This is a genomic window from Rheinheimera sp. A13L (assembly GCF_000217935.1).
GTDB lineage: Bacteria > Pseudomonadota > Gammaproteobacteria > Enterobacterales > Alteromonadaceae > Pararheinheimera.
On sequence record NZ_AFHI01000034.1, the window covers coordinates 1 to 18,147 of the forward strand.

Sequence of the window (18,147 nt, forward strand, 5' to 3'; positions counted from 1 at the left end):
TGAAAGCACGCAGCCAACAAAGCTGAGGCTTCAAGTACGACGGGGATTTTAGCCTAAGTAATTGGAGTTGCAGCGCGGCGGCAAGAGATTGAGACCCCAGGAGCATAGTTTACCTATGTGACTGGGGTGAAAGCACGCAGCCAACAAAGCTGCGGCTTCAAGTACGACGGCTAAACTATTCGTCGCGTTTTTCGCGGCCGAGTAGATCCATCGCCGCTAAACGGGCATCTTTGCCCTGATACAACACCTGGTAAATTTGCTCTGTAATTGGCATTTCTACACCAACACGTTGCGCCAGATTAAAAACTTCTTTGGCATTACGATAGCCTTCCACCACCTGGCCTATGGCCGTCATGGCTTCTTCTACGCCTTTGCCTTCACCCAATAACAAGCCAAAACGTCTGTTGCGGGATTGGTTGTCTGTACAGGTTAAAACTAAATCACCTAAACCGGCCATGCCCATAAAGGTTTCTTTTTTTGCCCCTAAGGCACAACCTAAACGGCACATCTCTGTTAAACCACGGGTAATTAAGGCTGTACGGGCATTAGCACCAAAACCAATACCATCGGCCATACCAGCACCAATAGCGATGACGTTTTTCACAGCGCCACCCAGCTGCACCCCAATAAAATCAGGATTGGTGTACACCCTGAAGGTTTTAGTGCAATGCAATAAGTCAGAGAGTGCGGAAATGAATTCTGGGTCGGTTGAAGACAACGAAATGGCTGTAGGTAAACCTTTGGCCAGTTCTTTAGCAAAAGTGGGGCCTGAGAGTACGGCTAAGGACACCTGTTCACCCAAAATTTCTTTGGCAACATCCTGCAGTAACCGGCCTGTTTCAGGCTCCAGACCTTTAGTAGCCCAGGCCACACGGGCATTGTGCTGCAAAAAAGGTTTGATTTGTCTTAAGGTGTCGGCAAAAGCATGGCTTGGCACAGACAATAAAATATCCCGGCATGAAGCTACCGCATAAGCCAGATCATCTGTGACAGCTAAAGAATCTGGCAAACGAATATCAGGTAAATACCGCTGATTCATTCGTTGTTCTGCCATCACACGGATATCATCCGCATTGCGACCCCACAACAAAGTTGGATTGCCATTGCGGGCCAGTGAAATAGCAAGGGCGGTCCCGTAAGAGCCCGCCCCTAACACAGCAATTGCAGCGTTCATCTTAAGACTGTAGTTCTACGCCTTGCTGGGCCTGAGCTTCAGCCTGACGTTTTTGTACATATTGAGCAAATAAGGCATCAAAATTCACAGGTGCCAGATTCAGTTGCGGGAAAGTACCGCGGTTTACCAGATTAGACACAGCTTCACGGGCATAAGGGAACAGAATGTTCGGGCAGAATGAAGCTAACATATGAGCCATTTGTGCATCTTCCAGTACAGGCACACTGAAAATACCAGCCTGTTGCACTTCACATAAAAACGCCACTTCTTCTTCAATGCGAGCTGTAACAGTCAGAGATAACACCACTTCAAAGGTATTGTCGTCTAACTTCTCGCTGCGGGTATCTAAATCTAACTGAATAGCTGGTTGCCACTCTTTACGAAATATTGCCGGAGCGTTAGGTGACTCATAAGAAATGTCTTTGACGTAAATACGCTGGATGGCAAATTGTTCAGCAACTTGTTGTTCGGCCATGATAAATCCTAGTTTTAATTATGTTTAATGATCGAGTTTAGTAATCGACAGAAAGCCAGCCGCAGTTATGCAGCGAGCATCGAATTCAAAGTACCGGCATTTTCCAGTGCAAAAAGATCGTCACAACCACCTACATGAGTATCGCCGATAAAAATTTGCGGTACTGTGGTGCGGCCATTGGCACGCTCAATCATGGCTGGACGCAATTCTGGCTGTTCGTCGATTTTAATCTCGTCAAACTGCACGCCCTTTTGGCCTAATAATGCCTTAGCGCGAACACAATAAGGACAATAGGCCTTAGTGTAAATAGTGACTTGTGCCATCTTTGCTCCGACTTACTTCTTAACAACAGGCAGGTTTGCACCTGTCCAGGTACCCATACCGCCCTGCAAAACAAAAACTTTGGTGAAGCCCTGTTTTGACAATGTAGCAGCTGCGCCTTGTGCAGACATACCTGCCTGACAGACTACTATGATGGGTGCGTCTTTTTTGTTTTCAAGGCCGCCGATCGCTTGAGTGTTAATTTGTTCGGTTGTCAGATGACGGGCGCCAGTAATATGGCCCTTTTTGAAGTCGGCTTCAGCGCGGATATCAATCACTGTTGCATCTTCTCTGTTCACCATCAAGGTCAGTTGAGTCGGAGTCACTTGTTTGACTGAAGAAGTTAAAGATTTAATCCAGCTGACCAGCAAGGCTAAAAATAACGCCACCCAAGCGGCGGTCAGGTACGGATGATTACTTAAAAAATCAATATATTGCTGCATAAACACCATTCTGTTTCATTTCAGGAGCAAAACTTTGCGGCCGAGTATACCTAGTTTGATAAAAGAATGCAGCATTGAAGCCCTATCCGTACTATTTCGTCACTGTTTTCACGGGAAAAACAAGGTAAGATAGGCCATCAAAACGATGATCAAGCAACAAGATACGGAGCCATGAGTATGCAGCCGAAAAAGCCGTTAGTCTTACTGATATTGGATGGATGGGGATACAGAGAAGAACGTGAATCCAACGCCATTTTACAAGCCAATACTCCGGTTATGGACAAATTATGGGCAGAGTATCCTCATTCGCTGATTTCAGGCTCTGGTCTGGATGTCGGTTTGCCAGATGGTCAGATGGGCAATTCTGAAGTAGGTCATGTCAATTTAGGCTCAGGCCGTGTGGTCTATCAGGATTTTACCCGTATCACTAAAGCTATTGCTGATGGCGACTTTTTTACTAACCCTGTGCTGGTAGAAGCCACTCAGAGTGCAGTACGCCAGGGTAAAGCTGTGCATCTGATGGGTTTGTTATCGCCAGGTGGTGTGCATAGCCATGAAGATCACATTATTGCGATGATTGACTTAGCCAAACAACAAGGTGCGACTGAAATTTACCTGCACGCCTTTTTAGATGGCCGCGATACGCCACCACGCAGCGCAGAAGCTTCGTTGCAACGGGTGGAAGATCACTTTAAAGCCATAGGTGTGGGCCAGGTTGCTTCTGTGATTGGCCGTTATTTTGCGATGGACCGTGATAAACGCTGGGACCGCGTGCAAGCTGCTTATGATTTATTAACGCAGGGCAAAGCTGAATTTACTGCAACTACAGCAGTGGACGCATTAAAAGCTGCCTACAGCCGTGATGAAAATGACGAGTTTGTCAAAGCGACCGCCATTAAAAATCCTGCTGGTAACGTGATTAAAATGCAAGATGGCGACAGTCTGATTTTTATGAACTTCCGTGCCGACCGTGCCCGTCAGTTCAGCCGTGCTTTTATTGATGCCGACTTCACAGGTTTTGCCCGTGAGTACCAGCCACAACTGGCAAGCTTTGTCATGCTGACTGAATACGCTGCTGATATTAAAGCCCCTTGTGCTTATCCCCCTGAAAGTCTGGATAACGTTTTGGGTGAATGGCTGGCGAAACATCAGAAAACTCAGTTACGTATTTCCGAAACTGAAAAATATGCCCACGTGACCTTCTTTTTCAGTGGCGGCCGTGAAGATGTATTTGACGGTGAACAACGTATTCTGGTGCCTTCCCCTAATGTCGCCACCTATGATTTGCAGCCGGAAATGAATTCCACCGAACTGACCAACAAGCTGGTCGGCGCTATTCACAGCGGCGAGTATGATGTGATCATTTGTAACTATCCAAATGGCGATATGGTCGGCCACACTGGTATTTTATCTGCTGCTATTAAAGCGGTAGAAGCAGTGGATCACTGCATTGGCCGTGTGGTGGAAGCATTACAGCAAGTGGGCGGCGAATGTTTAATTACAGCCGACCATGGCAATGCCGAACAAATGCAGGATCTGGAATCTGGTCAGGCTCATACAGCCCATACCAGCGGTCCTGTGCCACTGATTTATGTAGGTCGCAATGCGGCAGTGACTCCGGGCGGTATTTTAAGTGATATAGCCCCTACCATGCTGCATTTAATGGGTATGCCAATTCCTGCCGAGATGACAGGCAAAATTCTGATGAAGTTAAATTAATGCCAGTAAGACTCGTTAACTACAGAGTAAGAATGCAGCAGAGCTTAGCTCTGCTGCTCTGTTTAGCCTCGGCCCCCTTATTGGCTCAGGATCAAAAAGAGGTGCAGCAGGAACTGTCGCAACTCAAAGGCCAAATTCAGCAAACTGAAAAAGAGCTGAAGCAGCAACAAAAGGCCTTTACCAAAGCCCAGGATTTGCTGAAAACTGCGGATCAATCCTTAGCCAGGCTGGCGCGGCAACTACGTCAGAGCACTACGGAGCTGGCTGAACTGCACAAGCAGCAACAGCAGTTGCAACTGCAGCAGCAACAACTGCAACAAAGTTTCGAGTTGCAAAAGTCATTGCTTGCACAGCAGCTCAAAGGGGCTTTTGTCACAGGCGAGCACGACTACACCAAGATGCTGCTGAACCAGCAAGACAGCACTAAGCTGGAGCGGATATTAACTTATTATCAGTATCTGAATCAGGCGCGGATGCAGCAGCTACAACAAATAGAGCAAACAGCTGAAGAACTGAAACAAGTTGAGCTGGATTTGCAAGCAAAGGCGCAGCAACAGCAGCAACTGCAAGCCCAACTGGAGCAGCAAAAGCAGGAGCTGACTGAAGCAAAAAGTAGTCAGCTGGCTTCAGTGAAAAAGATGAAAAGCTTTTTAACGGATCAAGAGCAACAGCTGAACTACCTGAAACAAAACGAACAAAGCCTGCAAAACACCTTGGGCAAACTGAAGGCTGCTGCCATAGCGGCGAAAAAACGCATCAACTTGCCAAAAACCAAAGGCAAACTGCCATGGCCAGTGCAAGGCGATATTTTGCAGGGTTATGGTGAAAAACGCCTGGCAGGCGTTAGCTCCAGGGGCATTTTAATAGCAGCTGCCGAAGGTTCAAAAGTCAAAGCTGTGGCAGACGGGCAAGTGATTTATGCAGACTGGCTGAAAGGTTATGGCTGGGTGATAGTGCTGGATCATGGCAACGGAGTTATGAGTTTGTATGGTCATAATCAAACCTTATTAAAAAAGCCAGGCGAGTCTGTTAATGCCAGTGACGCTGTGGCTTTAGTGGGCGCCAGTGGTGGTCAGACGCAGGCTGGATTGTATTTTGAGATCCGGCAAAAAGGCTCAGCCATTAACCCTATTACCTGGTTACAGAAACGCGCAGGATCTTAGTCATGAAGTATTGGATCAGCTTAGCTTTTGCGCTTTGCAGCTTACCTTCTATCGCCGCTAAAGTGGCTATAGTAATTGACGACATTGGTTACCATAAGCTTGACTACAAGCTGCTGGAATTACCTTATGATTTAACCTTTGCCGTTATTCCTCATACCACGCACAGTAATGCGGTAGCCAAAGCAGCCTATCAGCAGCGCCGTGATGTGATTTTGCATATGCCGATGGAGTCTGCACGCCGGGCTGACTTAAGTAAAAATGCACTCAAAGTGACCATGAGCCGTTCGCAGATAGAGCGCAAACTTCAGGCTGCTTTTGCCGATATACCTTATGCTATTGGCATCAATAATCATATGGGCGGCTATTTCACCGAACAAGCCAATGTGATGGACTGGACTTTGGCTTATGTGGCCAAACGTCAGCTGTTTTTCCTCGACAGCAAAACCACAGCTCGCAGTCAGGCTGGTGTTTATGCCAAAAAACACCAAATCCCACTGTTAACCCGTCATGTTTTTCTGGATAACGACCGCTCTTACCAAGCTTTGGATAAACAATTTAACCTGATGATCAAGCTGGCGAAACAGCAGCAACACGCCATAGCTATAGGTCATCCTTATCCTGAAACTTATGCCTATCTGAAAAAACACTTACCCGATTTAGCAGCCCAGGGTATAGAAGTGGTAAAACTATCCAGCTTGTTACCCTCCGACTATGCAATTATCACTGCGGCCCAAACTGCAGATGTGCCTTTGTCCCTGCCAGAACAGGATCCGGTTCAGCCATTGCGTGTTGCAAAAACAGAGAAAAAATCTATGAATACGACAACTGCGGCAGTATTTACCCCAGCCATTGAAGATCCTGCAGCTATTATCACCATGTACCAGCTGCAATGGAATATACCTGCCCTGCTGAACCCTATGACTCTGCCCCGGATTAAACCTACTCAGCCGCTGATGCAAAAACCCTGGGAATTACCGGAGCCAGTCAAAAAACCAGCCCGGTCTCTGCCGTTTTATCAGTTAGGCGGTAGTTTGTAATTTGCCTTCAGAAACGCAAAAGCCCTGACAAGTCAGGGCTTTTTACTATGAAAAAAACGCTTTAAGCAGCCATTGCAGCCTGTAGTTTTTTCATCGCATTTTTTTCCAGCTGACGTACACGTTCAGCAGACACCTGATAACGGTCCGCTAACTCCTGTAAGGTCAGTTTCTGATCATCTAACCAACGGGCACGGATAATGTCCTGGCTGCGGTCATCCAATGTGCTTACTGCGGCTTGCAGTCGATCCACTGCTGCATTGTCCCATTGGTCTTCTTCAATACGGTTGGCTAAATCAGACTCTTTGTCCTGTAAATAAAATACCGGAGCAGTGTAATTGCTTTCGTCTTCATCATCAGATGCATCAAAAGGCATATCGTAGTTGCTCATGCGGGATTCCATTTCCATCACTTCGTGTACAGGAACACCTAAAGAGTCTGCGACATTTTGCACTTCTTCTTTACTGAACCAGCCTAAATGCTTTTTGGCTTTACGCAGATTAAAGAACAACTTACGTTGTGCCTTTGTCGTTGCCACTTTGACAATACGCCAGTTTTTCAGAACAAATTCATGAATTTCTGCTTTGATCCAGTGCACAGCAAAAGACACTAAACGTACACCAACGGAAGGGTCAAAACGTTTCACTGCTTTCATCAGGCCTATATTGCCTTCCTGGATCAGGTCGCTGATAGGCAAACCGTAACCTGAATAGCTGCGGGCAATATGCACTACAAAACGCAGGTGAGACATAATCAGCACACGGGCCGATTCTAAATCACCGTCTTGCTGTAATTTTTCAGCTAAAGAACGTTCTTCTTCTGCTGTGAGCATAGGGATGGTACTTACCGCATGAGTGTAAGCTTCAAGGCTGCCACTTCCAGCCACTGTCAGAGTCATCATTTGTGAAGCCTGAGTCATGTAATTTCCCCTTACTTGCTTGATTGGGTCAAATCTTAGCACTCTTTAACCGAGAGTGCTAAAATAAATTTTCATCTTTTAAGATCCGAATTGTATAAGCCCTGTTTTTTAATAATATCAATTCATATATAAAGCCTGTTTTTTCTTATATGATAAATTTAGAACTTGCGATCAGTGTGAATGATAAAAACAAAAAATAACTGAAGGCCACATCTATGTACTGTTATGTCGCGCGCCAGCCTATTTTCGACCGCCAAAAAGCAGTGACAGGCTACGAACTGTTATTTCGGGATGGTGTAGATAACTGTTTTCCAAATATTGGCGCTGATGAAGCGACCTCCAAATTAATCACCCAACACCACTTATTATTAGGGGTGGAAAAAATCACCGGCGGTAAACAAGCTTTTATTAACTTTTCTGCAGACACCTTAATTCATCATTTTCCGACGTCCATTGACCCCAACAGTATGGTGATAGAAATACTGGAAACAGTGCCGATCAGCGACGAGTTGCTGACTGCCTGTAAAGAGCTGCATAAAATGGGCTATCGCCTTGCATTAGACGATCATGACTTTGATACCAAGTGGGATGTATTTTTACCTTATGTCAGTATTATTAAGGTGGATGTACAGATGTTTAATATGCTGCAGATCAGTAAGTACCTGCGACGTATTGCTAAATACCCTGTGACCTTACTGGCGGAGAAAGTAGAAACAGCAGATGAATATGAGCAGCTCAAAACACTGGGCTTTGATTTATATCAGGGCTATTTTTTTGCCCGGCCAGAAATGCTGAAACATAAACAACTAGGCAGCAATAAACTGAACCTGCTGGCTCTGATCAGCGAGTCCAGCAAGGAACGGCTGGATTTTGATGGCCTTGCCGCTATTGTTGAACGTGATTTAGATATGTCCTATAAATTGCTGCGTTTTATTAACAGTGCTAACTTTGCCCGCAGCCAAAGCATTGGCTCGTTAAAACACGCCATGGTGTATATGGGTGAAGCTGAACTGAAGAAGTTTATTTCCCTGCTGGCCTTAGCGAATCTGGCCGAAGGCCAATCCGACGAATTATTAGTGATGTCGCTGATCCGGGCGCGTTTTTGTGATCGCCTGGCCAACATCAGGGGAGATAAAGAAAACCCGCCTGCTGCATTTTTAACAGGTTTATTTTCTCTGGTGGATGCCTTGCTGGAACAACCGCTGGAAGATTTGTTAGCTCAATTACCTTTGCTGCCGGAAATTAAAGCCGCTTTGTTGGAAAACAAAGGAGTACTTGCCGATTATCTGACGGTTGAACGCACCTTTGAACAGGGCTTATGGCAACAGCAGACAGAGCTGTCGTCCCGTATGGTGCCGCAGAACGTTGACTTGAATCTGGTGTACTTTGAGGCGGTGGAATGGGGTCAACGCTTACTGAAGGTACAGCACTGATAGCTTGCAGAGTGTTTCACCCGACGGCCAGAATAGCTTATGGCCGTCAGGTTTTATCTGCTTTAAAGACCAGTGGCTTCTATTTGACTGATATTACGCCGTACGGCCAGCAAAGAGCCAAAAAAACCTAAACTGATGGCAACCAGCAGTAAATACCCCAGTTCAGCCAGACTCATCGGCTCTAGAGTAAAACTACTTTCATACAACTGAGTCACACCGGCAATAGCGTGTTTTAACCACCAAAGCAGCACTTCTTCAATTAAAAAGGTCAGAATACCGCCAAAAAAACCCAACCAAATGCCTGTGTATAAGAAAGGACGCTGAATATAACTGTTGGTTGCCCCCACCAGTTTCATCACTTCAATTTCATCTTTTTTATTCAGGATCATCAGTCGGATGGTATTTCCCACCACCAGCAGCACAGCCACCATCAGCAATAAAGCCACAGCCATAGCCACCTGGCGCACTAAACTGACAATAGCGTCCAGCCGTTCTAACCAGCCGATATCCAGTTTTGCCAGCTCCACATAACGTTCTTGCTTTAAGGTCTCAAGCAAGGCTGAAGCTGCGACACTTGAGGTATTTTTTGGACTCACCAGCATCACATGAGGTAAAGGATTATCTTCGATATAACTAAAGGCATCGCCAAAACCAGACTCAGCGGTAAATTCAGCCAAAGCCTGGCTTTTATCAATAAACTGTACATCTGCAACTTCTGGATTGGCCTGCAATAATGCAATCAGCTCCGCAATTTGGGTTTCATTGGTGTCGGCTTTTAAAAACAAACTGATTTGAGCCGCCTGATCAATACTGCTGCTGACCTGCTGCAGATTTTTCACCATCAAATGCAAAGTGACAGGTAAAGTTAAACTCACCCCCAATACGGCCACTGTTAATAATGAAGAAGCCGGAGTTAACCAGATTTCGCCTAAGCTGGTTAATGCCTGACGAATATGATGCACCCAAAACATCACAAATCTGTTCCACAGACTTTGTTTTACTGCAGTGGCACCTGTGGCACGACCCTGAAATAAAATACTCATTCATCGGCTCCGTAGGACGTTAAGCCATCGTTGATCATGCGGCCATTTTTCAGCGTCAGGGTGCGGTAACGCATCCGGGCTAATAAACTTAAATCATGGCTGGCAATCAGCACTGACACACCCACCTGATTAAAAGCTTCAAACACATTCATAATGTCTTTGGATAAATCAGGATCCAGGTTACCTGTGGGTTCATCTGCTAATAATAAAGGCGGACGATTCACTACAGCACGGGCTATACCAACTCGTTGCTGTTCACCACCAGATAAGGTGTGAGGCAGACAACGCACTTTATCCAGCAGCCCTACTTTATCTAAAGCCGCGTGCACCCGCTTGGTCATGTCTTTGCCGCTAAAGCCTTCAATCACTAAAGGCAAAGCCACATTATCAAACACACTGTGGTTCATCAGCAGTTTGTGGTTCTGAAAAATCATGCCTATATCCCGGCGAACATAAGGCACCTGACCTCTGTTGACCCGGCTTAAATCCACACCATTAATAAAAACTTTGCCTGTGGTTGGGCGTTCAATAAGGCTGATCAGTTTTAATAAGGTACTTTTACCAGCGCCGGAGTGCCCGGTTAAAAAGGCCATTTCACCTTTTTCCAGATGAAAACTCACCCTGTCGAGCGCGACAAAACCACCGCTATAACTTTTTGTGACTTGTTCAAAACGCAACATAATCAGAGATCCCTGGCAAACAATGCCTTAATAAAATCTTTACTGTCGAACACCCGCAAGTCATCTATGCCTTCACCGACACCAATATAACGAATAGGTAATTTAAACTGATCGGCGATGGCAAAAATAACTCCACCTTTGGCTGTACCATCGAGCTTAGTTAAGCTGATGCCACTAATATCTACAGCTTCTTTAAATAACCGCGCCTGACTCAAAGCGTTCTGGCCAGTGCCTGCGTCCAGCGTCAGCATCACTTCATGCGGTGCATTCACATCAATTTTTTTCATTACCCGGACAATTTTTTTCAGCTCTTCCATCAAATGCGCTTTATTTTGTAAGCGACCCGCAGTATCAGCAATTAATACATCGACACCACGGGCTTTAGCTGCCTGATAAGCATCAAAAATCACAGATGCGCTATCAGCACCGCTATGCTGGGCTATCACAGGAATCGCATTACGCTCACCCCAGACTTGTAATTGCTCCACAGCTGCTGCTCTGAAGGTATCACCAGCAGCTAACATCACCGACTTGCCTTGTTGCTTAAACTGCTGCGCCATTTTGCCAATAGTGGTGGTTTTACCTACGCCATTGACACCCACCATCAGAATAACAAAAGGACCATCAGCGCCTTTAAGTTGCAATGGCTGCTCCACTTCATCTAACAGCAGCGCCATTTCCTGTTGTAGTTTGTCATACAAGGCATCAGCGTCTTTTAACTGTTTACGATTGGCGTGCTGCACCAGCTGTTTAATCAGTTTCTGGCTGGTATCCACACCTACGTCGGCCATTAACAGCTGAGTTTCCAGCTCTTCATATAAATCATCGTCAATTTTTTTACCTGTAAACAGGCTGGCTAAGCCATTGCCTAAATTTTGGCTGGTCTTAGTTAAGCCTTGTTTTAAGCGGGCAAAAAAGCCAGGACGTTCAGCAGGTTGGGGCTGTAATTCAGTCACAGCAGCTATGGCGACTGAGGCTAAAGCATCGGCCTGAACCACTTCAGCTTTTACTTCCACCACATCAGCAGCTTCAACAGGCGCAATGATTTCTGTAATTTCCGTCGTTTCAGTGACCTGAACAACTTCAGTGTCAGCCTGTGGTTCTGTTGGCTGGATCTGCTGCTCTGCTGCATTTTCAACAGGCGCAGCCTCTGTTTTTTTACCAAAACCAAGCCAGGAGAAGAGTTTATTTTGCTTTGTCATAAAGGTCGCTGCCAGAAGATCCGAAAACTAAGGTAAAATTGGCCCATATAGTACCATCTTTAAGATGCAGGACAAAAATACTCAATGAAAACAGCAAAGGGCCGCAGCGCAGCGGCAACACATCAGGGGCCGGGTTTTGTCAGGCTGATCAGTGGCCGCTGGAAAGGGCGGCGTTTACCTGTGTTAGATGCTGCAGGGTTAAGACCCACTTCAGACAGAGTGAAAGAAACCTTGTTCAACTGGCTCATGCAGGATGTAGCAGGAAGTACTGTGTTGGATTGTTTTGCCGGCAGCGGCAGTTTGGGTTTAGAAGCTTTATCACGGCATGCCGATTTTGTTGTCTTGCTGGAAAAAGAAGCCAAAGCGGCCAGCTTGCTAAAGCAACATCTGACCAGTCTGGGCAGCACAGAAGCCGAGGTACTACAAACAGATACCTTGCTCTGGTTACAAAAACCAGCACAGCGCCAATTTGATTTGGTTTTTATCGACCCACCTTTTCGCCAGAATATGGCAGTACCCTGCTGTCAGTCTTTAGTCGAACAAGGTTGGCTTAAGCCTGGCGCTTTGATTTATCTGGAAACAGAAAAAGAACTGGCGCTGGATCAACTGCCGGCAGACTGGGTATTACTAAAAGAAAAAGTGGCAGGGCAACTGGCTTACCGCCTCTGGCAAACCTGACAGGGAACAGTTTGAGCAGGATGAATCGGTGTTTCATCTGGCAATAGGTAGTGGCAAAATTCTATCACTTCTGTGACAGGGTGCTATGGGCGAGAAGCAGTTGTTCAGAACTGTGGATCTCGATAAAACCAATGTCTGAGTTGCCTTAAAATCAGACATTCACCAGAATATCTCGATACTTTGACGTGGGAGCATTTCAATATTGCACGCTACATAGGGTTGACCTGTAAACGTCGGAGGTCACTCAACTCGTCACAACTAGCGTAATAAACTTAGTTGCCACGTTTTATTCGGCTGATCGCCTCGTTAATTAACACTAATTTGCGCAGCCTGAGTCTGGTCAGCTCCATTGCCATTTGCTGAGATTACATCGCATCCATTCTTAAAAAGAGACTGATACTTTGCTAATACAAATCGAAAGCAGCAGAGCGGTCTTTCGCTGCAAACAGTTCTTTTTTTATCTGCACTCTCTGTCCAGATCCAGAATTTGAAATTGATCAGCGATCATCCTTAACAAATAAGTTTCCCGCACGATAGATAACCCCATGTATTCCGGTTTTGTTTGCAGTATCCGTTCATTGTGGCGTATGGCTTTATAGATATTAAGCCAGCACACCTGCATGCCATTTTGTATTTCGTAGTGCTCGAAATTGGGTTGCCCCAGCTCTGACGAAATCTCACAAACGTAGCAGTAAGACAACATTCTGAGAACATCTAAATTGTCTTTATACCAAGGGCGAAACTCTTCAAAAAGTCCAAAAGGCGTCACGATCTTTACATTTTTTGCGCCAGTTTCTTCAATAAGCTCCCGCACTAGTGCAGACTCCAGATCTTCACCTGCCTCTACGCCTCCGCCGGGTAAACTGTAGTCATCGTACCTTTTGGTATATAACACCAGAATGTCCGAGCCTCTTAGCACAATGGCACGTGTAGCCACTCGCTCACCTAGCCGATGTTCAGGGGTTGGCGTAATGTGTTTCAATGAATGCAGTAAACGCATGGTTGTCTCCACTGAAAATCCAAAGTTTTCTCATCATAGTGATGTTGAAAGGGCCAGTTGGCTGGCCCTTGAGGTGTTAACGCAGGATCAATAATGAACACTTGGCATGACTTAGCATTGCCGTTGTGGTACTGCCGACAATAAATTGCCGGATACGGGAATGGCCGTATGCGCCCATCACCATCAAATCAATATCATGTTGTTGCTGATACTGATGCAGCACAGTTTCTGGTTCACCCGCGACAATAGCTATTGTTGTGCTAAAGCCAGCCTTACGCAAAATACTGGCCGCTTGTTCCATCTGGATTCTGGTTGCATCTACATCAGCGCCTGCCATCACTAAATGCACAGGTAACCCTTTGACTAAAGGGCTTCCGGCCAGCATTTCTAAGCCTTTAAGAGCTGTCGCGCTACCATCATAAGCCAGCATCACTTGCTGAGGCTCTTTGTACTTCTGTTGGGTCAGGAGCACAGGTTTGTGAACGCTCCGGATCAGAGGCTCGACCTGCAAACCAAGGCGACCATGTGCATCAGCACTACCTGCGCCACGTTTTCCCATCACCAGTAAACGGGTTTCTTCTTCCAGCTCTATCGCTGTTTCTACAAAGTCGCCATGACGTAAGCGCTCCTCAACCTGCTCAAACCCTGCCGCTGCTGCTCGGGCACGAGCTGCATCCAGCATAATTCGGCCTCGCTCTAACGCCAGTTTACCGCGCTCCGCATCCAGTTGAGCCAGCTTTTCCATCAAGGCTTCTTGTGCACCAAGCCCGATACTGCCGCTTAAATCACTGGAGTCCTGCTGTTGGGTTTTGCTTAGCACATGCAGCACAGACATGGTGACATTGAGGCGCTTAGCAGCCCAGGTTGCATAGTCACATACGGCTTCTGCGTAGGGTGATGAGTCAATACAGGCTATTACTTTTTTAGTCATGTTATATTTTCCCCGTTAGTGTCCCATCAGCCGGTCAATAGCGTCAGGCTCATTATGTATCGCAAATTTATCGACAAGAGTGGCGCTGGCTTCATTTAAACCAAGCAACTCAACGTCTGTACCTTCGCGACGGAACTTAATCACTACTTTGTCCAATGAGCTGATAGCGGTAATGTCCCAGAAGTGTGCACGACTCAAATCAATTTGCACAGATTCAATGGCTTCTTTGAAATCAAAGGAGTCAACAAATTGCTCAGCTGAACTGAAAAACACCTGGCCTACAACTTTGTAGGTTCTGTGCTGTTCATCACTACTCAGTTCTGAACCTACGTAAAGGATTTGCCCGACTTTGTTGGCGAAGAAAATCGCGCTCAAAATCACACCAACCAACACGCCCCATGCGAGGTTGTGAGTTGCCACTACAACAATGACGGTTGCAACCATCACTATGCTTGAGCTGATTGGATTCTTCTTCAAATCCTTCACCGAACTCCAACTAAATGTACCAATGGATACCATGATCATCACAGCGACCAGAGCGGCCATAGGGATCATGCCAACCCAGGCGTCCAGAAACACCACCATTACTAACAAGATAACGCCAGCGAGCAATGCAGAGAGACGAGTGCGGCCACCTGATTTGACGTTGATAATTGACTGACCAATCATGGCACATCCAGCCATACCACCAATTAAGCCTGAACCTATATTGGCGATACCCTGGCCCACACATTCTTTGTTTTTGTTACTTTTGGTGTCTGTCAGATCATCAACAATAGTTGCGGTCATCAGAGACTCAAGAATACCAACAACAGCCAATGCCATAGAGGTAGGAAAGATAATCATCAGGGTTTCAAAGTTCAGTGGCACTTCAGGCCATAAGAAAATAGGCAGGCTATCCGGCAATTCACCCATATCAGATACGGTACGGACATCTAAGCCGAAATAAAGCGCGACCAGCGTCACAACCACAATGCAGACCAACGGAGAGGGCACAGCTTTTGTCAGATAAGGGAATAAATAGATAATGCCTAGACCTAAAGCGGTTAACCCATAAACAGTGACAGAACCGTATTCACCGGAGAGTTCAGGTAACTGAGCGAGAAAAATCAGGATGGCCAGCGCATTTACAAAACCTGTGACTACAGATCTGGAGACAAATCGCATGACATCACCTAACTTCAGGAAGCCAAACACAATTTGAATGACACCCGTCAGCAGTGTGGCAGCCAGCAAATACTGGAGGCCGTGTTCTTTAACCAGAACAATCATCAACAGCGCCATTGCGCCTGTAGCGGCTGAGATCATGCCAGGACGAGCACCGGTAAAAGAGATAAGAACACAGATAGCGAAGGAGGCATATAAACCCACTTTAGGGTCAACGCCTGCAATAATAGAGAAAGCGATAGCCTCAGGAATAAGGGCTAAGGCAACAACGATGGCAGCTAAGAAATCTCCTTTGATATTGGAGAACCAATGCTGCTTAATAGTTTTAAGCATAAAACATCCATTAAGTTTTAGAAATCCGATATGAACCAGCTAAACACCACAGGTATTGCATTTAAAGTTTGCCCGCATGGTTCAAACCTAACTTTATTGTGCAAATCTGTTTTGTGTTGTTCGCTAATTACACCGGCTAATCCTCTTGGCTTGCTTTTTGCTTTTGTTCAAAATTCGGGCGGCATTCTAGCGTTTTAGGCAGCTAAAGGCCAGTGAAAGTTTAAAAGTGACCTGTTTACAGAGGCTTAGCGTAATCAATTAAAGTACCTGCTGTAAATTTGCGCATTTACTGAAAACTGAAGTAGGCTAAATGTAAGCCATTGAAAATGTGGTTATGTTGTTTGTCTAACCACGCAACGGAGATAACGTTTTATGAAGGTGCACCATTCTATCCCTACACATTTTGAGTGGATCTCTAATCCTTGGCTGCTGTTATCTGCGAGTGGCGAATACATCACTTCAAACCAAGCTATGTCTGCACTAGGAGATAGCACAGTATCCGCTGTAATTGCTGAGCTTCAGCTTGTGTTGAGCAACTCCAGCTTGAAAAAAGCCGGACACAAAACCACCACACTCTCCGTTGCCGGTTGTCGTTTCAAAGTAGATATTCTTAAGCAGGACGAAGATCAGCAGTTCTTTTGTTTGTTTCAGCACTGGGTTCAAACGGATGATAAACCTGATTTGTATTCGTCCGTTTTCGAACAATCTGGTGAGGCCATTATGATCACAGATGCTGATGACGACATTATCGACGTGAACAGGGCTTTTGAATTTAAAACCGGTTTTAAGCTGGCAAATATCAGATACAAAAAACCTGCGTTTCTGCGCTCTGGTTTGAATGAAGAACAAACACTGGAAAATGCCTGGTGTGATGTCAAAGCAAAAGGGCACTGGAGTGGAGAAATTAAAAACCGCAAAGCCAACGGCGAGTACTACATTAGCTGGCTTTCGCTCTCTGCTGTTAAAGATGACAGCGGCAAAGTCACTCACCATATCTCGATATTCTCCGACATAACCCTGCATATCCAGGAACATAAAAAATTTAAGCAGCTTGCCTACCATGATTTTTTGACTGGCTTACCAAACAGAGCCTTACTGGAAGACCGTTTTGGACAGTTTGTATTGCACAGCAAGAGGCTGGGGCAAGCCAACAAATGTGCGTTAATTTTTATTGATATCAATAGCTTTAAGTTAATTAACGATACCTATGGACACCAAAAAGGCGATGACTGCCTGGTCGCTATAGCGGACGTGCTTAAAAACAGTATCAGAGCTGATGACACGGCAAGCCGATTCAGTGGAGATGAATTTGTGCTGCTGCTGACAGAAATAGATGGGGAGTCTGATTTACAACGCGTGATTGAACAAGTGAACCAAGGGGTATCTGTGATACACCAGCACATAGGGCTGGAAACACCGATCACCGCCAGCCTTGGCACAGCCATTTTTCCGCAAGATGCGTTGGAATTGGATGCTTTAATTCAAAAAGCTGATACCAATATGTACGAGCAGAAAAAGCTATCAAGTGGCTGAGGTTATTTAGACATACTTAGTTTGTCCGGGAAGAGTCGTTTCGGAACCCACCATGTGTATATGGTCATACCAAACTTGCAGACAAGGGTCTGAGGTGAGAACTGTGCCCTGCGCTTCATAATCTCAGGCATACAGCACTCAGCTATCATCTTACTGATTTGAACATTATTATCATTATCCGATCCCCTCTTACTTCGTTTACACAGAGCCAATGGCACTCTTTATCTGCCCTGATGTATTTGCAATGAGGGTGCTGGCAGAACAGAGCTGGCTTAAACCAGCTCTAACATCACTTCAGATTTACTGACTTCAAATTGTTTAGGCTCGTCGATATTCAACGCTATCACTACAGCATTGTCCACGACCATAGCGTAGCGTTTTGAACGCGCACCACCAAAATCGCCAGTGTCCGCATCTAACCCAATAGCTTTAGCGAACTTGTCAGCGCCGTCTGCTAAAAATACGATATCAGTGGGGTTATGGGCTTTGCCCCAGGCATCCATAACATAAGCATCATTGACCGAAGTACAGATAATACGATCCACACGCTTATCAAAAACTGCTGCGCCAGTTCTATAAAACCTGGTAAATGGGCTACACTGCAGGTGGGCGTGAAAGCGCCAGGCACCGCAAATAAAACCACTTTTTCGCCTTTACAGATCATTCAGCCGTAGTCAGGTTCACAGGACCACTGTCGGTTAAACGCGTAAAGGTCACATCGGGTAAGGTATCGCCAACTTTGATCATTTATTTGTCCTTAAATTATTGCGCTATTGTTTTTACAACCTTGCAGAATAAGAAACAGGAAAACCATCAGATCAGTGGAAACGCCAACGAAAATTAACATCAACTTTTAATCAGATGGCTGTCCTGTATCACCGCTAACAGCTTTGGTTTAA

19 protein-coding genes are annotated in these 18,147 nt (G+C 45.8%); 6 read left to right on the forward strand and 13 right to left on the reverse strand.

Going from position 1 to position 18,147, the window contains the following annotated elements; genetic code table 11:
* Positions 1 to 175 precede the first annotated feature (175 nt).
* The 4 genes from gpsA to RHEIN_RS14910 all read right to left on the reverse strand — a co-directional run bounded on the left by gpsA (position 176) and on the right by RHEIN_RS14910 (position 2,413).
* On the reverse strand, positions 176 to 1,174 hold the full coding sequence (gene gpsA / locus RHEIN_RS14895; RefSeq protein WP_008899800.1) for an NAD(P)H-dependent glycerol-3-phosphate dehydrogenase: 999 nt from the start codon (positions 1,172 to 1,174) through the stop codon (positions 176 to 178).
* A 1-nt stretch (position 1,175) separates the two neighbouring features.
* A complete protein-coding gene (secB, locus tag RHEIN_RS14900; protein ID WP_008899801.1) occupies positions 1,176 to 1,649 on the reverse strand; it encodes a protein-export chaperone SecB in 474 nt (157 codons plus the stop codon).
* A 65-nt stretch (positions 1,650 to 1,714) separates the two neighbouring features.
* On the reverse strand, positions 1,715 to 1,972 hold the full coding sequence (gene grxC, locus RHEIN_RS14905) for a glutaredoxin 3 (RefSeq protein ID WP_008899802.1): 258 nt from the start codon (positions 1,970 to 1,972) through the stop codon (positions 1,715 to 1,717).
* Between the two features lie 12 nt (positions 1,973 to 1,984).
* A complete protein-coding gene (locus tag RHEIN_RS14910; protein WP_040555249.1) occupies positions 1,985 to 2,413 on the reverse strand; it encodes a rhodanese-like domain-containing protein in 429 nt (142 codons plus the stop codon).
* Between the two features lie 177 nt (positions 2,414 to 2,590).
* Between RHEIN_RS14910 and gpmM the strand changes: the two genes are divergently transcribed.
* From gpmM to RHEIN_RS14925, 3 genes are read left to right on the forward strand one after another with little or no spacing between them, the layout of a single operon-like run.
* The gene (gene gpmM, locus RHEIN_RS14915) at positions 2,591 to 4,132 is read left to right on the forward strand and encodes a 2,3-bisphosphoglycerate-independent phosphoglycerate mutase (protein ID WP_008899804.1); all 1,542 of its coding nucleotides are present in this window, start codon (positions 2,591 to 2,593) and stop codon (positions 4,130 to 4,132) included.
* A 32-nt stretch (positions 4,133 to 4,164) separates the two neighbouring features.
* Entirely contained in the window at positions 4,165 to 5,295 is a 1,131-nt protein-coding gene (locus RHEIN_RS14920; RefSeq protein ID WP_008899805.1) for a murein hydrolase activator EnvC family protein, read from the forward strand.
* Between the two features lie 2 nt (positions 5,296 to 5,297).
* A complete protein-coding gene (locus RHEIN_RS14925; RefSeq protein ID WP_008899806.1) occupies positions 5,298 to 6,332 on the forward strand; it encodes a divergent polysaccharide deacetylase family protein in 1,035 nt (344 codons plus the stop codon).
* A gap of 61 nt (positions 6,333 to 6,393) precedes the next feature.
* Here RHEIN_RS14925 and rpoH read toward each other — a convergent pair whose 3' ends face one another.
* Positions 6,394 to 7,248, reverse strand: coding sequence for an RNA polymerase sigma factor RpoH (rpoH, locus tag RHEIN_RS14930; RefSeq protein WP_008899807.1), 855 nt, complete (start codon positions 7,246 to 7,248; stop codon positions 6,394 to 6,396).
* A 215-nt stretch (positions 7,249 to 7,463) separates the two neighbouring features.
* On the opposite strand from rpoH, the gene RHEIN_RS14935 reads away from it, so the two are divergent.
* A complete protein-coding gene (locus RHEIN_RS14935; RefSeq protein WP_008899808.1) occupies positions 7,464 to 8,681 on the forward strand; it encodes an EAL and HDOD domain-containing protein in 1,218 nt (405 codons plus the stop codon).
* Between the two features lie 62 nt (positions 8,682 to 8,743).
* Here the strand turns inward: RHEIN_RS14935 and ftsX are convergent, their stop codons facing one another.
* The 3 genes from ftsX to ftsY are packed head-to-tail and all read right to left on the reverse strand — an operon-like array spanning position 8,744 to position 11,606.
* Positions 8,744 to 9,724 (reverse strand): permease-like cell division protein FtsX, encoded by a 981-nt coding sequence (gene ftsX, locus RHEIN_RS14940; RefSeq protein ID WP_008899809.1) that lies wholly within the window; start codon positions 9,722 to 9,724, stop codon positions 8,744 to 8,746.
* Positions 9,721 to 10,404, reverse strand: a complete 684-nt coding sequence (gene ftsE / locus RHEIN_RS14945) for a cell division ATP-binding protein FtsE (protein WP_008899810.1) — start codon at positions 10,402 to 10,404, stop codon at positions 9,721 to 9,723. Before ftsE ends, ftsX begins: the two co-directional genes overlap by 4 nt.
* 2 nt (positions 10,405 to 10,406) lie before the next feature.
* Complete coding sequence (ftsY, locus tag RHEIN_RS14950; protein ID WP_008899811.1) at positions 10,407 to 11,606, reverse strand: signal recognition particle-docking protein FtsY; 1,200 nt, start codon at positions 11,604 to 11,606, stop codon at positions 10,407 to 10,409.
* 84 nt (positions 11,607 to 11,690) lie between these two features.
* Here ftsY and rsmD point away from each other — a divergent pair, with 84 nt between their 5' ends.
* A complete protein-coding gene (gene rsmD, locus RHEIN_RS14955; RefSeq protein ID WP_008899812.1) occupies positions 11,691 to 12,284 on the forward strand; it encodes a 16S rRNA (guanine(966)-N(2))-methyltransferase RsmD in 594 nt (197 codons plus the stop codon).
* A gap of 457 nt (positions 12,285 to 12,741) precedes the next feature.
* Here rsmD and RHEIN_RS14960 read toward each other — a convergent pair whose 3' ends face one another.
* From RHEIN_RS14960 to RHEIN_RS14970, 3 genes are all read right to left on the reverse strand, one after another.
* A complete protein-coding gene (locus tag RHEIN_RS14960; protein ID WP_008899813.1) occupies positions 12,742 to 13,284 on the reverse strand; it encodes an NUDIX hydrolase in 543 nt (180 codons plus the stop codon).
* Between the two features lie 76 nt (positions 13,285 to 13,360).
* The gene (locus RHEIN_RS14965) at positions 13,361 to 14,215 is read right to left on the reverse strand and encodes a universal stress protein (protein WP_008899814.1); all 855 of its coding nucleotides are present in this window, start codon (positions 14,213 to 14,215) and stop codon (positions 13,361 to 13,363) included.
* 15 nt (positions 14,216 to 14,230) lie between these two features.
* Positions 14,231 to 15,715 (reverse strand): SulP family inorganic anion transporter, encoded by a 1,485-nt coding sequence (locus tag RHEIN_RS14970; protein WP_008899815.1) that lies wholly within the window; start codon positions 15,713 to 15,715, stop codon positions 14,231 to 14,233.
* 543 nt (positions 15,716 to 16,258) lie between these two features.
* On the opposite strand from RHEIN_RS14970, the gene RHEIN_RS14975 reads away from it, so the two are divergent.
* Entirely contained in the window at positions 16,259 to 17,248 is a 990-nt protein-coding gene (locus RHEIN_RS14975) for a sensor domain-containing diguanylate cyclase (protein ID WP_158005489.1), read from the forward strand.
* A gap of 272 nt (positions 17,249 to 17,520) precedes the next feature.
* On the opposite strand, the gene RHEIN_RS14985 is transcribed toward RHEIN_RS14975, so the two are convergent.
* Both RHEIN_RS14985 and RHEIN_RS21370 read right to left on the reverse strand, forming a co-directional pair.
* Positions 17,521 to 17,793: a redoxin family protein gene (locus RHEIN_RS14985; protein WP_008899817.1), complete on the reverse strand. Its 273-nt coding sequence runs from the start codon at positions 17,791 to 17,793 to the stop codon at positions 17,521 to 17,523.
* Positions 17,703 to 17,912 carry a redoxin family protein gene (locus tag RHEIN_RS21370; RefSeq protein WP_272941643.1) on the reverse strand — a complete coding sequence of 70 codons (210 nt, stop codon included), beginning with the start codon at positions 17,910 to 17,912 and terminating at the stop codon, positions 17,703 to 17,705. The genes RHEIN_RS14985 and RHEIN_RS21370 overlap by 91 nt, the downstream gene beginning before the upstream one ends.
* Between the last annotated feature and the right edge of the window lie 235 nt (positions 17,913 to 18,147).

Excerpts from the sequence above, each read along its gene's own strand:
- rsmD (WP_008899812.1), top strand. The coding sequence starts at position 11,691 with ATGAAAACAGCAAAGGGCCGCAGCGCAGCGGCAACACATCAGGGGCCG.
- RHEIN_RS14920 (WP_008899805.1), top strand. The coding sequence starts at position 4,165 with ATGCAGCAGAGCTTAGCTCTGCTGCTCTGTTTAGCCTCGGCCCCCTTA.
- grxC (WP_008899802.1), bottom strand. The coding sequence starts at position 1,972 with ATGGCACAAGTCACTATTTACACTAAGGCCTATTGTCCTTATTGTGTT.
- gpmM (WP_008899804.1), top strand. The coding sequence starts at position 2,591 with ATGCAGCCGAAAAAGCCGTTAGTCTTACTGATATTGGATGGATGGGGA.
- RHEIN_RS14910 (WP_040555249.1), bottom strand. The coding sequence starts at position 2,413 with ATGCAGCAATATATTGATTTTTTAAGTAATCATCCGTACCTGACCGCC.
- gpsA (WP_008899800.1), bottom strand. The coding sequence starts at position 1,174 with ATGAACGCTGCAATTGCTGTGTTAGGGGCGGGCTCTTACGGGACCGCC.
- RHEIN_RS14925 (WP_008899806.1), top strand. The coding sequence starts at position 5,298 with ATGAAGTATTGGATCAGCTTAGCTTTTGCGCTTTGCAGCTTACCTTCT.
- secB (WP_008899801.1), bottom strand. The coding sequence starts at position 1,649 with ATGGCCGAACAACAAGTTGCTGAACAATTTGCCATCCAGCGTATTTAC.
- RHEIN_RS14935 (WP_008899808.1), top strand. The coding sequence starts at position 7,464 with ATGTACTGTTATGTCGCGCGCCAGCCTATTTTCGACCGCCAAAAAGCA.
- rpoH (WP_008899807.1), bottom strand. The coding sequence starts at position 7,248 with ATGACTCAGGCTTCACAAATGATGACTCTGACAGTGGCTGGAAGTGGC.
- RHEIN_RS14970 (WP_008899815.1), bottom strand. The coding sequence starts at position 15,715 with ATGCTTAAAACTATTAAGCAGCATTGGTTCTCCAATATCAAAGGAGAT.
- RHEIN_RS14965 (WP_008899814.1), bottom strand. The coding sequence starts at position 14,215 with ATGACTAAAAAAGTAATAGCCTGTATTGACTCATCACCCTACGCAGAA.
- ftsY (WP_008899811.1), bottom strand. The coding sequence starts at position 11,606 with ATGACAAAGCAAAATAAACTCTTCTCCTGGCTTGGTTTTGGTAAAAAA.
- RHEIN_RS21370 (WP_272941643.1), bottom strand. The coding sequence starts at position 17,912 with ATGATCTGTAAAGGCGAAAAAGTGGTTTTATTTGCGGTGCCTGGCGCT.
- ftsX (WP_008899809.1), bottom strand. The coding sequence starts at position 9,724 with ATGAGTATTTTATTTCAGGGTCGTGCCACAGGTGCCACTGCAGTAAAA.
- ftsE (WP_008899810.1), bottom strand. The coding sequence starts at position 10,404 with ATGTTGCGTTTTGAACAAGTCACAAAAAGTTATAGCGGTGGTTTTGTC.
- RHEIN_RS14960 (WP_008899813.1), bottom strand. The coding sequence starts at position 13,284 with ATGCGTTTACTGCATTCATTGAAACACATTACGCCAACCCCTGAACAT.